This window comes from Enterococcus sp. DIV2449a, from assembly GCF_051711225.1.
Taxonomy (GTDB): Bacteria; Bacillota; Bacilli; order Lactobacillales; family Enterococcaceae; genus Enterococcus_D; species Enterococcus_D casseliflavus.
Genome location: NZ_JBIOME010000001.1, coordinates 1,775,911 through 1,791,029 on the forward strand (window position 1 = coordinate 1,775,911; position 15,119 = coordinate 1,791,029).

Consider the following 15,119-nt stretch of genomic DNA (forward strand, 5'->3'; position numbering starts at 1 on the left):
ACTCTTCTTCCTAGTCGTTTTCTTTATTGATCATGATCCGGTCAGAACCATCGGATTCTTCCATCTCCACGATAATTTCTTCACTTAAAGCAGTTGGAATATTTTTTCCAACAAAATCTGCCCGAATCGGCAATTCACGATGACCGCGGTCAACTAAAACGGCGAGTGAGATTCTTTTTGGTCGACCAATATCCATGATGGCATCCAAAGCTGCCCGAATCGTCCGTCCTGTAAACAAGACATCATCGATCAAGATGACTTCTTTGCCATCAATGGCAGTCGGGATGTCTGATGAATGGATCTCTGGATCATCTTCTGTCTTTTTGTCATCTCGGTACAAGGTGATGTCCAATTCACCGACAGGTACTTCTACGCCTTCTAGTTGTTTTAAACGTTCTGCTATTCGTTGCGCGATATAGATGCCGCGGGTTTTGATCCCTACCAGCACCAAGTTATCAATGCCTCGATTTCTTTCAATAATTTCATAGGTGATCCGCGTTAACGCTCGTTTCATTGTTACTGCATCTACTACTTCTTTCGCTGCCATATGTTATTCCCTCCTAATTTTGAACATAAAAAAACTCCTACCTGCTTGAGGTAGGAGTCATGTTTTCCGATCGTTGCCTAAAATCCCATTCTGTGGATTTTGGGTACACGTTATCATCTAGTAAGGGTTCGAATCTCCAACGCGGGAGTCGTCTGCTTACTCATTCCTTCTTAGCCTCACGGGACTACATTTAAAGGAGCTATTTAGTTGTTACAATTACTATACAGTTCTCACACAAAAAAATCAATCATTTTTTCGCAATTTTTTTAACGTGTCCGCGAACAGCTCTGGTAATGGCGCTTCAAAGACCAGCGACTCGCCTGTTGTTGGGTGGGTGAAGCCTAGAAGCTTGGCATGTAAAAACTGCCCATTGCCTTTTAGCGTGCGCTTAGGTCCATATAGCGGATCGCCAGCTAGCGGAAAACCGATGTACTGCATGTGGACTCTTATTTGATGGGTTCTTCCAGTTTCCAATTGCAATTCCACCAAGGTAAATTGATCAAAGCGTTCCAACACGGTGAAATGAGTCACTGCGGGTTTGCCATTCTCGATCACGGCTTGCATTTTCCGATTAACTTTCGAGCGGCCGATCGGTGCATTGATGGTGCCTTTTTCGTGGCTGATATTGCCATGGACCAATGCTACGTACTTGCGTAACGATGTTTTGTCTTTCAATTGTTTCGCTAACGACTCATGTGCCTGATCATTTTTGGCGATCATTAACAGACCCGACGTATCTTTGTCGATTCGATGAACGATTCCTGGCCGAACAACATCATTGATCGTGGATAAATCATCCATATGGTACAATAACGCATTGACCAAGGTGCCATTGGGATGCCCAGCGGATGGATGAACCACCATCCCTTGCGGCTTGTTGATGACTGCCACATCAGCATCTTGATAGACGATCGTCAAAGGAATATTTTCTGGTTGTAAGTCTACAACTTCAGGTTCTGGTACTTGGATGATCAAGTGATCACCTGCTTTTACCTTATAATTTGCCCGAACCGTTTCGCCCTTCAATGTGACCGCATCTTCTTTTAGCCACTGCTGGATTTGTGACCGACTATGATTTGGCAAGCGTTCAGCCAACACTTTGTCGACCCGCCCTTTTTCTTCTTTAATGATTACTTCAATTTGCTTTTCCATTTGATTCTCCTTGTTTCCCTTTTGCTTCGTCATCTACCAGTGCATAAATAAAAATCAAGATCACCCCGAACACTAATGACATATCAGCGATATTGAAAATTGGGAAATTGATAAAATCAAGCTGGAACATATCGACCACAAAGCCATGCTGCAACCGATCGATAAAATTACCGATCGCCCCACCTAGAACAAACGCAAGTCCGAAACGAAACCATAGACTGCTTTTTTGGTAGCGAAACAATAGGTAAACAACAACAGCAACCGCGATAACGGTGATGATCGCAAAAAAGGTGATTTTTCCTTCTAGAATACTCCAAGCTGCGCCCGTATTCTGAAGATAGGTCAGGGACAACACATTGTCGATCAGAGAATGTGTTTCACCCAGTTGATAATTGGCAACGATCCAAATTTTCAGCCATTGATCCAAGCCAATGACAACAGCACTTAACAAAAAAAACAACGCGATCATAAATTTTCCACTCTTTCTTCTTTAAAAATATCTCGCGGACGGATGATGCCCAAGAGATTTCCATTCGGATTTTTATCCTTGGTGATCAAAACCGCCTCAAGCAGGGCATTTTTTTGAAACAATTCTTCCACTTCTACGATGGTCGTTTCAGCCGACACGAAACAATAATTCGATCGTTTCCCATCTCCTGCTAATAATTCATCTGCCGTTCTGCCTGCCAACTTGATTTCACCATGGAGGCTTTCTTTCGCTAACCAGTATCCCAGCATCCGCAAGGTGATCAATCCCAAAAATCGACCATTATCATAGATCGGAAATTGTGAATAGCGCTTTTGGGCAACGATTTTCAATAACTCTGGTAATGGCAGGTGCTTTTCAAAACCAGTCACTCGTTTCGCAAAACGCGGCATGACTTTTTCAGGTGCCAGTAAGGAGCGTTCAATTTCTTGGATGCGATTGACAACCCATTCATTCGGTTCTGCAATGACAAAGTTTTCTCCGATTTTTTCATGTACGATGGCATTGCGCAGCTGAGCCATTTGTAATAGATCATCTTCTGCTCTTCTGACATTGATATTTTTGCTTTTTGACAAGCGACGAACCATTTCAGAAAAACCCATATTCCGCGGATTATCCAATTCGTCACGAAGCCGCTTTTCGATTCGATTAAAACTGCTCAAAAATTGATCTGCACCACTAGCCATGAGGAACCTCCTTGATAAGATACGCTTTTTTTAAATAAATCAAAACAAAGACAAAATATGCCACTAAATACACACCGACAAAAAGCAACGAGTAAAGGGAGATGGATAATAAGCCCAATACCCCCATCATGAGAAAAAGGCTTAAATAAAAGCCGATATATATTCTTTTAAGCGCAGGATTCATCACGACCTCCAGCTTGAGCGCTGATTGGTCTTTTGGTAAATGAAAAGGCTGACTTTCTAAAAAAAACATGCGCACACGAATCGGCGTCTGCTCAGCCAGCGCCAAAAAAATCGTTTGCTGATGATTGATGGCAGCGATTCTTTTTTTTCCTTGCATGACCTCCAAGGGACTGCCCATTCCATAAAAACCAGTCCTCCTAGTTAGTTGTAGCTCCATTGACAAAGATCACCTCAATTGGTTAAGTATACTTGATTATCAAAAGAAAGAAAATAGACTTTTGCTTGCTTCCTTGATTATTATAACAAGAATCCCTACTTTTATCTTCCATCACGTCTAATGAACGAGAAAAAGACGAATGCCGCTTGCACCCGTCCTTTCAAGTCATCTCTTTCCGTTTTTCCGTTTCAAATGCCGCGAATGCCTTCTTTGTTTGTGATAGCTCTTTTAAAAAAGACCGATCGCTTGGCCATCAGAAGTCACGTCCATATTGATGGCGGCAGGTTTCTTCGGTAATCCTGGCATCGTCATCACGGCACCAGTCAAGGCTACGATAAAGCCAGCCCCTAATTTTGGCACGAATTCGCGAATCATTACTGTAAAGTCATCTGGTGCGCCCAATCGCTTTGGATCATCACTAAAGGAATACTGGGTTTTTGCCATACAGATCGGCAGCTGATCCCAGCCTTGTTCTTTGAAGCTTTGCAACTGTGCCTTGGCTTTCGGCGCAAACTCAACCTCTGCCCCGCCATAGATTTCCCGCACGATCAAAGAAGCTTTATCCGCTAAAGGCAAATCGTCGGTATACAAGCGTTGATAGTTGGCAGGTTTTTCCTCGATTACTTGAACCACTGCTTTTGCTAAATCCGTTCCACCTGCACCACCGTCTGCCCAAACGGCTGTCCGTGCGATGGTGACGTCGATTTTCTGGCACATGGTTTCGACTAATGTTCGCTCCGCTTCGGTGTCTTGTGAGAACTCATTAAGCGCAACGACAACTGGAATCCCGTATTTACGCATGTTTTCAACATGTCGCTTTAAATTACTGAAGCCTAACTCTAATGCTTTTAAGTTTTCTGTCCCTAAATCAGCCACAGCGACCCCACCATGCATCTTCAGTGCTCTGATCGTCGCTACTACTACGATCGCATCTGGTGCCTTTGATAAGTTCGGTGTTTTGATATCAAGAAATTTCTCTGCCCCTAAGTCAGCACCAAACCCAGCTTCGGTCACCGTGTATTCGCCTAAGTGCAAAGCCGTCTCGGTTGCGATGACACTATTACACCCATGAGCGATATTTGCAAAAGGTCCGCCATGGATCAGCGCAGGGGTTCCTTCAATCGTTTGAACAAGATTCGGTTTGAGGGCATCTTTTAAAAGTAAGGCTAAAGCACCTTTGACCGCCAGATCTTTTACGTAAATCGGTTGTTTCTCAAAAGAATAACCAATTAAAATCTTTCCTAATCGCTCTTTTAAATTATCAATGCTTGTTGCCAAGCACAAAATCGCCATGATTTCACTAGCAACGGTGATGTCAAAACCGTCTTCTCGGGGAACGCCTTGTAACGGTCCCCCTAGACCGACGATCACTTGTCGTAACGCTCGATCATTCAAATCGACAACCCGTTTCCATGTGACCCGACGTCCGTCGATCCCCAGCTCATTGCCTTGCTGGATATGATTGTCGATCAATGCAGACAAGGCATTGTTTGCTGCTGTGATCGCATGCATATCGCCAGTGAAGTGTAAGTTGATGTCCTCCATCGGCAACACTTGTGCTTTGCCGCCGCCGGTGGCGCCGCCTTTGATGCCCATTACTGGTCCTAAAGATGGCTCACGTAAGGCGATGACGGTTTGCTTGCCGATTTGATTTAACGCATCTGCAAGTCCAATGGTCACGGTTGACTTGCCTTCTCCAGCGGGTGTCGGACTGATCGCTGTGACTAAAATGAGTTTACCCAGCGGATTGTTTGCTTTTTCGTTGATTGCCGACCATTCGATTTTTGCTTTATATTTGCCATAAAGTTCCAGGTCATCGCCTGTCAAACCAAGTGGTTCAGCAATTTCAATAATCGGTTTAGGCATTGATTCTTGTGCAATTTCGATATCTGATTTCATTTTTACCCTCAATTCACGAACTATTTAGCACTTTAAAATGTATTTTGTTTGCTATGCTCTTATTATACTTGATTTTATTCAGAAAGAAAGAGTGATTTTTCACACTTTTACAAGAAGTTTCACGAATCCTTTATGTAAACAAAAAACAACGTCCCTCCTAAGGCTGTAACGCCAAAAGGAGTGATCGCTGCTTTCTAGATTTCTATGAATTACTCGTTGGTTTTGACCTGCACCCTTTTTTCAGGGATTTTTTCTTGAAAAAAAGTTTCTAACCATGCCACATCTTTTTTACGCAACGTGAAGGTATACGTTTTTTGATGATCGGTAATGCTTATTAAACGGTTTATAATTTGCCATTTTTCTATCTCAGGTAAAGAAATAAGGCTTTTCTTCCATAAGCGCGCATAGCGAATCAGGAGCAAATCATTCCTGATGAGCATGCTTCGGTGAATCCCTAACCATACAAAAAAGAAAAAGACGGCTAATACGAGGTTGCTTTTCCAATAAGGTCTGGTATTTTCTAACGAAAGAATCAAACTGATAAATAATATCATCATAGTAAACGACCAATAAATGATCGCTGTAGCAGCTTCCGGTTGCCAATACAATTTACGCTTCATAAAAGTTCCTCACAACATAAAATTTCTAGTATACTATCTTTATCATATCAAAAAAGGGTGAGACAATGTTAAAAGTTTATCTTGATGCTTCCACGAAAGGCAACCCCGGCCCTAGTGGCGGTGGAATCGTCATTGTCGGTACTGATCTGCATGAACAAATTGCGTTTCCGCTACCTGATTCAACCAACCACCAAGCAGAGTTCGCTGTGATGGTCAACGCGTTGCAGCTGCTGATTGACAAAGGTTTACAGGAACAGACAATTATGCTCTATACCGACAGCAAAGTCGTTGCGCAGACCATCGACAAGAATTATACCAAAAACCCTGCTTTTTCTGATTATTTAACAGAAATTCAATACTTGTTGAAACAGTTCTCTTTAGCAATCATCCAATGGGTCCCTGAGAGTCAAAACAAAGGTGCCGACCATTTGGCACGCCAAGGATTAGCAAAAGCGATGAAATTAAAGGATCGGAGACAATAACCGAGAGAAGTTTTGTTTGAAGCGCAACCAGTAAGATTGCTTCGCCAAAATTTCATCCGTCAGTAATGTTGATTGTGCCATATCCTCTTCAAAGAAGCCTTTCAACGTTTGCGTGACATCGTGATCGTAGGCGAAGGCATTGACTTCAAAATTCAAGGCATAACTCCGAATGTCTTGATTCGTCGTCCCAAAGGAACTAATGGTATCATCCATCATGACCGTCTTCGCATGGAGGAAACCGTTGTTATAGATGTAGATTTTTGCACCACGACGATGCAAGTAATTGGCATAATGCTGCGTTGCCCGGTAAATAAATGGGTGATCCGGCATACATGGAATCATGATTCGGACGTCTACACCTGAGTGAATCGCAATTTCTAATGCATTCATCATACTGTCATCGGGAATCAAATAAGGCGTTTGGATCCAAATCGATTCTTTGGCAGCCAAAATCATTTTCACAAAGCCGCCTTTGAGAATTTGGGTCTCACTTTCAGGCCCATCAGCGACGATCTGCAAATCAACATTTCCAGAGCGCTCTTTCGGCGGTAGAATAAAGTAGCGATCCTCGTATTCCAGCTGATCCTCTTCTCTTTTTACAGATGCGTTCCAGTCACGAATAAAAATCTCTTGTAGTGTAAAACTGGCAGTACCTACGATTCTCGCATGGGTGTCTCGCCAATAGCCAAATTTGGCCTTTTTCCCTAAATATTGATCGCCGACATTAAAGCCGCCAGTCCATCCGATTTGACCGTCGATCACAACGATTTTTCGATGTAGATGGTAGTTCAATCGTGTGTTGCGGATTAGGTTCTTCGAAGTGATGAAAGGCACGACTTTTCCACCGGCATCAATCAACGGTTGAAAGAATTTCCGATTGGCCTTCGGTGACCCCCATGGATCATAGACCAAACGCACTTCAACACCTTCACGGGCTTTATCGATCAAGATTGACAAGAATTGGCCACCGATCTCATCATTAAAAAACGAATAATACTCCACATGCAGATTATCTTCTGCTTGCTTCATGTCCTCAAACAATGCTGCAAATTTTTCTTTTCCATCTGTATAAAATTCTACTTTGTTTCCTTTCGTCAAGGGAGATTCATCAAGGTTCTTAAAATAGCGCTCTAATAGATGATTGTCATCTGAGTAAGGATGTTCAGGAAAAGAATAATTGTGCACTTTGATGATTTGATTCAACTCATTGATCCTACTTTGGTGGTGCTCACTAAATTTATAAATAATTTCTCCGTCGATCCCCCGACCACAAAACAAGTACAACAAGAACCCGATGCCGGGGATGAATACCAATGTCATCATCCAAGCAAAGACACTTGCAATCGAGCGTGGTTTCCGAAAAACAGTAATAAAAGCAGCAATCGTATTTATAAACAAAAGTGCCAATAAGACCGTGGAAATCATGCTCATATCCATTTTTATCATAGTTTCCTCCTATATCCTGTAACCCTATAATAGGTAACTGTGATCGAAAGCAAGCTTCAATTCATAGTCCCCTAGTGTTTCTTTGATTTTTTGTTTCAGCATTTCTTCGATTTCATGATCACTATACGCCGGTTTTGCGGGAATCACTAAATCAAAAGCCAACAGATCTCCTTTGACCTGAAAATCATGCATCCGTAACTGTGGGTCAACGAAGCGAATGATCTTTGACACTTCTTTTTTTAAATGCCGATACTGCTGATCTTGAATTGGTACGGGATCAAGATGACAGACCAAGTCGACCTTTAAAGATTGGCGAAAATCTTGTTCAATGGCATCAATCACCTCATGCGCTTCTCGTAAAGTCCATGTTTCATCCACTTCGATATGCACACTGGCAAAGCGATTTTTCGGTCCATAATTATGAACCAGTAAATCATGGTAACCGAGAATCGTCGGATAGTGATCCAAGCGTTGCTCCATGGCAGCTACTTCTTCTTGCGTTGGGCGTGCCCCTAATAATTCGTTGATAAAGGAACGAATCATTTTGATTCCGCTAATCAAAATATACAAGGCAATCAGACAGCCGACAAAGCCATCGATACGTAGGCCAGTCAGCCACTCGATCGTCGCTGAAAACAAAACTGCCCCCGTTGTATACACATCGTTGAGACTGTCTTGTCCGCTGGCTTTAAGTGTTTGAGAGCCGATCAGGTTCGCCAGCTTGCGGTACATCGCTCCTTGCCAGATTTTGATCAAAATCGATAAGACCAAAACGATAAACAATAGTGGGGAAAGACGGATACTCGTCGGTTCCATGATGCGTTGCACAGAGCTGATGAGAAATTGGCCGCCAACAAACGTGATGATCAAAGATACTACAAACCCACTGATGGCTTCAAATCGCTCATGACCATATGGATGTTCACTGTCGGCTGGTTTCGCAGAGATCCGAAAACCGATCAATGTTAAAATAGACGAAGCGGTATCTGAAAGACTGTTGATGGCATCTGCCATAATCGAAACAGACTGGGCAGATAAGCCAATGATAAATTTCCCAGCAAATAATAGTAGGTTGGAAAGCAACCCGAGGCTACCTGCTAATTTCCCGATGGCTGTACGTTCGTAGACACCATTTTTTTTGCTACGATCTAAAAAAAAGTTTAGCAAATCATCACCCTCTCAAAAAACCATCTTTCTTATTTTACCCCGAAGGAATTCAATTAAACAACTATTCGTATCGTTTTTTCGAAAAAAAAGCGAATTCCCTTCAATTATCAAACGCATTTTCAGATAACACGTAGGAAAAAAGGAAAAAGATAACGGAAGGGTCTCCCCCTCCGTCATCTTCGTTCAAAAAAGGAATGTGTTAAAGACCTACGCTCCTCTTTCACCTATCTTCTTAAAGGAAAGGAACTCGCGGGTATAGATTCAACCATAGTGTGCTTACTTGGCAGCTAACCACGCTGCTGCTGTCTCAAGTGCTGCTGCGATTCCTTCTGGATTCTTCCCGCCGGCTTGTGCCATATCAGGACGGCCGCCACCGCCGCCGCCAACTTTAGGTGCGATCTCTTTGATCAAATCGCCCGCTTTCAATCCTTTTTCGTTGGCTGCTTTCTTCATGGCAGCTAAAAGATTCACTTTGCCATCATTCGCGGTAGCTAACACTAAAATATCAGAATGGTCTTTTTGTTTCCATTGGTCAGCTAGTTGACGTAATTGGTTCATGTCCTTTACAGTCACTTTTGCTGTGATCAGACGCAGACCATTTACTTCTTTGACATCCTTGAAAACATCCCCTGCTTGCTGGTTTGCTAACTTGCTGGCAAGAGCTTCGTTTTCTTTTTGCAATTCACGCAGCTGCGCTTGCAGTTGTTCTGTTTTGGCAACGACTTCTTTTAATTGGGCGGATTTAACGATCCCTGCAATTGCTTTTAATTGCGCTTCTTCTTCATGCAATAACGTATAAGCTTCTTGACTAGTCACTGCTTCAATCCGACGAACACCAGCACCGATCCCTGATTCAGAAACGATTTTGAAAATACCGATATCCTCCGTATTTGCTACATGGGTTCCCCCACATAATTCGATCGACCAATCGGCAACATTGACGACGCGAACGTCATGCCCATATTTTTCACCAAAGAGTGCCATCGCTCCCATGCCTTTTGCGGTATCGATATCCGTTTCGATCGTCACAACAGGAAGAGCTTCCCAAATTTTCTGGTTTACGATTTGTTCCATTTGGCTCAGCTCTTCGCTGGTCACTTGCCCAAAATGACTAAAGTCAAAGCGCAAATGTCCTGGAGCAACTAATGAACCTGCTTGGTTCGCATGGCTGCCCAATACTTCTTTTAAGGCTTTATGCAATAAGTGAGTCGCTGTATGATTTTTAATGATCTTATTGCGACGATGCTGATCCACTTGTAAGAAATAGTTCATGCCTTCTTGTAGTGGCGCTTTGATTGTAGCAGTATGCAAGAACTGACCGTTCGGTGCTTTTTTGACATCCGTCACTTCCGCTACGATCGTACCATCTTCTGCTACGATCGTGCCTGTGTCCGCAACTTGTCCACCCATTTCTGCGTAAAATGGTGTTTCGGCAAAAATCAGTTTTGCTTCACCTGTCGAAACAGAATCATGTAACGCTTCGTCTTGGATGATCACTAATAATTCGCTGTTTGCTTCAAGTGAATCATAGCCAACGAAACGGCTGTCTACTTTGATATCTGTCAATAAAGCGGATTGTACGCCCATTGAAAGCTCCGTTTGTCGAGCTGCACGAGCACGGGCACGTTGTGCATCCATTTCTTGTTCAAACCCTTGGTGGTCCACTTTCAACCCTTCGTCTTCCGCCACTTCTTCTGTCAATTCAACTGGGAAGCCGTAAGTGTCATACAATTTGAAAATATCTTGACCAGCTAACGTATCTTGACCGTCTGCTTTTACTTGGGCGATCACTTGATTTAAAATATCTAACCCTTCATTGATGGTTTCATGGAAACGTTCTTCCTCGTTGCGGATCACTTTCTCAATAAATTCTTGCTGCTCTAGTACTTCAGGATAGTAGCTTTCCATGATCTCGCCAACGATCGGTACTAATTTGTATAAGAAGGCAGCATCGATCCCTAATTTTTTCCCATGCATGACTGCACGACGTAATAAACGACGTAAAACATAGCCACGGCCTTCATTTGAAGGAAGTGCCCCATCGCCGATCGCAAAAGAAAGCGCGCGGATATGGTCTGCAATCACTTTAAAGGAGATATCTGTCGTTTTGCTGTCGCCGTAGTTCACACGACCGCTTAAATCTGCCACTGCATTAATGATCGGCAGAAACAAGTCTGTTTCAAAATTGGTTGGTGCATTTTGAACGATGGAAACCATTCGTTCCAGCCCCATCCCCGTATCAATGTTTTTATGTGGTAGTGGTTCATAGGAGCCATCTGGTTGATGATTGAATTCTGAAAAGACCAGATTCCAGATTTCCAAATAGCGTTCATTTTCGCCACCAGGATAGTTTTCGGGATCATCTTCCGCTACGTCATTAAACTCAGGACCACGGTCATAGAAAATCTCTGAATCTGGTCCACATGGTCCTGCACCGATGTCCCAAAAGTTGTCTTCAATCTCAACGATATGCTCTGGTGTCAAGCCGACTTCTTCTGCCCAGATCCGTTTTGCTTCTGTGTCTTTTGGATAAACCGTGACATATAATTTTTCTGGATCAAAAGCCATCCATTCTGGTGATGTCAAAAACTCCCAGGCCCAATGAATCGCTTCATTTTTAAAGTAATCGCCGATCGAAAAGTTGCCTAGCATTTCAAACATCGTATGGTGTCTCGCTGTTTTCCCAACATTTTCAATATCGTTGGTCCGAATCGATTTTTGCGCATTGGTAATTCTTGGGTTTTCAGGAACAACACTGCCATCAAAATATTTTTTTAGCGTTGCCACTCCTGAATTGATCCATAATAGGGTTGGATCGTTGACTGGGACAAGGGACGCACTTGGTTCAATTGAATGACCTTTTGATTGAAAGAAGTCCAAAAACATTTGGCGTACTTCTGCACTGGATAATTGTTTCACGTTATTCTCCTACTTTCTTCTGTGTTCGCTTAAGATACAGGGGCTGACAAAATTGCTGGTAAGGCGCTCTTATGCCTGTCGAGTCATTTTGACGAAAAAAAACACCATTGCAGAGCAAGGACGTCGATACGCGGTACCACCTTGCTTGCAATGATGTGACTCATTACCTCTTAGACTCGTTAACGCGGAGTGGACGGCAACATTTCTGCTACAGTTGAGCACCAAAGGGAGCAATCCGTCTGAATTCATGTTTTTCTCTCAGCAATGAAAAACTTTCTGTAATGAATCATCAAACCGACCATATCCTTCGTCATTCAAAGTATAAGGAAATGTGTCGAAAAAGTCAATCCTCAAATCCGTTCTTTGTTGATCAGAATCGCTTTGCGGTAACGATAGCTTTGCGGAGAAAGCTTTTGATCTGGCTGCAGCATTTTCCGTGAACGGTAATAACTGGCATATGGCAAGGCATCGAATAAAGGATGCCCACAAATCTGCCAGTTCTCCATTTTTAAAGACAAGCCATCTGTCAGCTCCCACGCATCCGCAAGCCCATAGGTGCAGCCAAATAAATTCGGTTCAAGCAATTCAGCGGTTGACAAAGAGACACCATCGTCGCAGGACTTTTCATTGCCCCAGCGAAAAAGTCGCCGAGTCGCAGCACCGCAAACGTATTCCCATTGATCCTCTGATAGTAGCTGAAAGCCTTGTTTATCTAACTGCTGTTTCAATTCTGTTTGACTGACGGATTCGTGGGTAAATAACTGATAGGTTTCCGATAACGGCTCTAGTGCAGCAAAATAGCGATTCTCTTCGTGGTAAAAAGCGGGTAATTCCCAACGCAAGCTTTCCTCAAAGGACGCTGGTGCTGTGAATTGTGCCTTTAGCTCTTTTTCGAAAACACTGAATTGATCGACTAACCCGTGAAACTCCCCAGTGATTGTATTTAACTTCCCGATATACCTTGCGCCAGCAGGCAGAGAACTTTTTTGGACTAGCATAGGATCAATCACAGCTTTGCGCAAAGGGCTCGTAGACTCATTGACAAAAATCCCCCAATCCTGGCTGGTTTCTAACTCATAGATTGTTTCCAGCTGGCGAATGATCTCGTTGGGGGCTGACTGCCAATTTTTACTCCAGCAAGTAGCTGGTAATCCTTGCACACCGAGATCCCAACCTAAGATCGCCTCAGAGTTCCCTGGTATAAAGACAAAGTCTTCGCCATCGATCGTTAATTCAAAGGTCGCACATTTCAACCCTGCATACGTCAACTGACTAAAATGGACATCGGTGATCTCCTTTAAAGGACTGACAAAATACATTAAAATTTGCTGGATCAGCTGTTCTTTGATTTCAAAGGACAGTGTCTTCCAATTTGACCATTGTAACGCCTCAAAAAAATCCACGTCATTTCTCCTCTCATCTGCTACAATTACTATATAACGAGTATACCACGAAAAAGGAGGAAAACGACTGATGCTTTATTTTGGACGCAGTCCGTGGATGCTACAAGCGGTTTTCGCCCTGCGGCAAGCCGTTTTTGTGGAAGAACAGCACATCCCTATAGAATGGGAATTTGATGAAAAAGACCAATCTTGCCCATACTTTCTTTGGCTAGATGGACGCATCCCGATCGCGACCATTCGCTATCAATTCTCTTCACCGAACACTCTGCAACCTGATCGCTTTTGCGTAGCCAAGGCCTATCGGCACCAAGGATACGGCACCAAATTATTGCATTATCTCGAAATGCGTGGTGTCCAAGAGGGTGCCCTCCAATCAGTGTTATCCGCAGAGATCGACGCTTGTGCGTTTTATGAATCCTGTGGGTATCAAAAAACATCCGAGCCCTATACTGAAGATGGTGTATTGTGTGTAGAAATGACCAAACAATTAAAAACAGCAGTCAAGTAAGAGAACACCCCTTACATGACTGCTGTTTTGGTAACCATTAACTATTCGAATTTTTCTTGTTTTTGCGGGCAGTTCGAGTCGTTTGACGACGTTCGATCTTCCGTTTTTCTTTGTTCTTCTTATCAACAGCCCATTGAATTTTTTTCTTGTAGCCAGGCTTGATTTTTTTCTTCTTTTTCTTGACTAAGCCAATCAAGGTTGGGTCTAATTCGTCACGAGATTTTTCCCGCTTTTGCCGACGATTCCGATCGTAAGTCGCAACGATCTCGCCATTTTTGATTTCCTTCGGTTGGAAAACAACCCCTAAATCTTCGATGGCTTGGATTGCTCCTTCATCGCTTGGATCATATAACGTGATCGCGGTCCCATCCATTTGGTTTCGACCGGTCCGACCAACACGGTGGATAAAGAAGTCTAAATCAGCTGGAATCTCAGCATTGATGACATGAGAAACCCCTTCAATATCAATTCCTCGCGCAGCTAAATCTGTTGCGACAACATATTGGTAGTCCAAATTTTGCACTTGGCGCATGATCCGTTTTCTTTCACGAGGACTGATGTCGCCGTGGATCTTCGCTACTTTTAAGCCTTGTTCCTTTAAGTAATCCGTAATTTCATCCACACGGCTCTTCGTGTTGGCAAAAACGATGGCAAGATAGGGATGGCCTGTAGTCAATAATTGGTAGATCAATTTATTGGTATTTTTCCCTTTGGTAGAAATCAACCAATTCTCGATCGTATCAGAGATGACTGCTTTCGATTTGATTTCTTCGATCAATGGATTGGCCATGTATTTTTTCAAGAATGGGCGCAATTTCTCTGGAATCGTTGCGGAGAAAACCAGCATTTGTAGTTTCTCAGGCAAACGTCCCGCAATTTGATCGACTTCTTCTAAAAAGCCCATATCCAAGGTCATGTCTGCTTCATCCACGACAAATACATTGGCAGTGTGAACCCCTAACGCTTGTTCGTTGATCATATCCAGGATACGACCAGGTGTCCCAATCACGACATGGGGCTGTTGATTTTGCAGACGGCTTAATTGACGTTGCTTATCCGTTCCTCCGACGAAATTTGACACTCGAATTTCAGGATCATGAAATCCGCCGATTTGTTTTGCGGCGTGATAGATTTGCGTGGCTAATTCACGACTCGGTGCAGTGATCACTACTTGCACTTCATCTTTTTCGGCATCGATTTTATCCATCAATGGCAGTAAAAATGTGTGGGTCTTACCACTTCCGGTCTGTGATTGCCCTACAACACTGCGTCCTTTTTGGATAACAGGTATCAGTTTTTCTTGCACTTCTGTTGGCTTAGAGAACTTTTTATCAGCAAGTGCTTCATAAATAAATGGTTGAAATTTAAATGACTCAAAAGACATTCAAACACCTTCTTTCTTT

At 43.1% G+C, this 15,119-nt stretch carries 14 protein-coding genes; 2 read left to right on the plus strand and 12 right to left on the minus strand.

Annotated elements, in window-relative coordinates; all coding sequences use genetic code 11:
• Nucleotides 1–10 precede the first annotated feature (10 nt).
• The 7 genes from pyrR to IGI76_RS08400 form a co-directional block, all read right to left on the minus strand.
• Nucleotides 11–547 carry a bifunctional pyr operon transcriptional regulator/uracil phosphoribosyltransferase PyrR gene (gene pyrR / locus IGI76_RS08370; protein WP_005231374.1) on the minus strand — a complete coding sequence of 179 codons (537 nt, stop codon included), beginning with the start codon at nt 545–547 and terminating at the stop codon, nt 11–13.
• 243 nt (nt 548–790) lie between these two features.
• Nucleotides 791–1,699: an RluA family pseudouridine synthase gene (locus IGI76_RS08375; protein ID WP_074535788.1), complete on the minus strand. Its 909-nt coding sequence runs from the start codon at nt 1,697–1,699 to the stop codon at nt 791–793.
• The gene (gene lspA / locus IGI76_RS08380) at nt 1,683–2,168 is read right to left on the minus strand and encodes a signal peptidase II (RefSeq protein WP_005226122.1); all 486 of its coding nucleotides are present in this window, start codon (nt 2,166–2,168) and stop codon (nt 1,683–1,685) included. Before lspA ends, IGI76_RS08375 begins: the two co-directional genes overlap by 17 nt.
• Nucleotides 2,165–2,872, minus strand: a complete 708-nt coding sequence (locus IGI76_RS08385; RefSeq protein WP_005226123.1) for a CBS domain-containing protein — start codon at nt 2,870–2,872, stop codon at nt 2,165–2,167. Before IGI76_RS08385 ends, lspA begins: the two co-directional genes overlap by 4 nt.
• Complete coding sequence (locus IGI76_RS08390; protein WP_074535785.1) at nt 2,865–3,272, minus strand: hypothetical protein; 408 nt, start codon at nt 3,270–3,272, stop codon at nt 2,865–2,867. Before IGI76_RS08390 ends, IGI76_RS08385 begins: the two co-directional genes overlap by 8 nt.
• Nucleotides 3,273–3,500: 228 nt before the next feature.
• Nucleotides 3,501–5,171, minus strand: coding sequence for a formate--tetrahydrofolate ligase (locus tag IGI76_RS08395; protein ID WP_333719173.1), 1,671 nt, complete (start codon nt 5,169–5,171; stop codon nt 3,501–3,503).
• 209 nt (nt 5,172–5,380) lie between these two features.
• Entirely contained in the window at nt 5,381–5,791 is a 411-nt protein-coding gene (locus IGI76_RS08400; RefSeq protein WP_005231379.1) for an EbsA family protein, read from the minus strand.
• A 65-nt stretch (nt 5,792–5,856) separates the two neighbouring features.
• Here IGI76_RS08400 and IGI76_RS08405 point away from each other — a divergent pair, with 65 nt between their 5' ends.
• Nucleotides 5,857–6,273: a ribonuclease HI family protein gene (locus tag IGI76_RS08405; RefSeq protein WP_201689140.1), complete on the plus strand. Its 417-nt coding sequence runs from the start codon at nt 5,857–5,859 to the stop codon at nt 6,271–6,273.
• Here IGI76_RS08405 and cls read toward each other — a convergent pair.
• The 4 genes from cls to IGI76_RS08425 form a co-directional block, all read right to left on the minus strand.
• A complete protein-coding gene (gene cls, locus IGI76_RS08410; RefSeq protein WP_015509734.1) occupies nt 6,253–7,719 on the minus strand; it encodes a cardiolipin synthase in 1,467 nt (488 codons plus the stop codon). The genes IGI76_RS08405 and cls overlap by 21 nt on opposite strands.
• 24 nt (nt 7,720–7,743) lie before the next feature.
• On the minus strand, nt 7,744–8,886 hold the full coding sequence (locus tag IGI76_RS08415) for a cation diffusion facilitator family transporter (RefSeq protein WP_333719174.1): 1,143 nt from the start codon (nt 8,884–8,886) through the stop codon (nt 7,744–7,746).
• A 276-nt stretch (nt 8,887–9,162) separates the two neighbouring features.
• A complete protein-coding gene (gene alaS / locus IGI76_RS08420) occupies nt 9,163–11,805 on the minus strand; it encodes an alanine--tRNA ligase (protein WP_074535779.1) in 2,643 nt (880 codons plus the stop codon).
• A 350-nt stretch (nt 11,806–12,155) separates the two neighbouring features.
• Nucleotides 12,156–13,208: a DUF7278 family profilin-like fold-containing protein gene (locus IGI76_RS08425; protein ID WP_438781369.1), complete on the minus strand. Its 1,053-nt coding sequence runs from the start codon at nt 13,206–13,208 to the stop codon at nt 12,156–12,158.
• 70 nt (nt 13,209–13,278) lie between these two features.
• Between IGI76_RS08425 and IGI76_RS08430 the strand changes: the two genes are divergently transcribed.
• Nucleotides 13,279–13,716 (plus strand): GNAT family N-acetyltransferase, encoded by a 438-nt coding sequence (locus IGI76_RS08430; protein ID WP_142968453.1) that lies wholly within the window; start codon nt 13,279–13,281, stop codon nt 13,714–13,716.
• A 37-nt stretch (nt 13,717–13,753) separates the two neighbouring features.
• Here IGI76_RS08430 and IGI76_RS08435 read toward each other — a convergent pair whose 3' ends face one another.
• A complete protein-coding gene (locus IGI76_RS08435) occupies nt 13,754–15,100 on the minus strand; it encodes a DEAD/DEAH box helicase (RefSeq protein ID WP_005226134.1) in 1,347 nt (448 codons plus the stop codon).
• Nucleotides 15,101–15,119 lie beyond the last annotated feature (19 nt).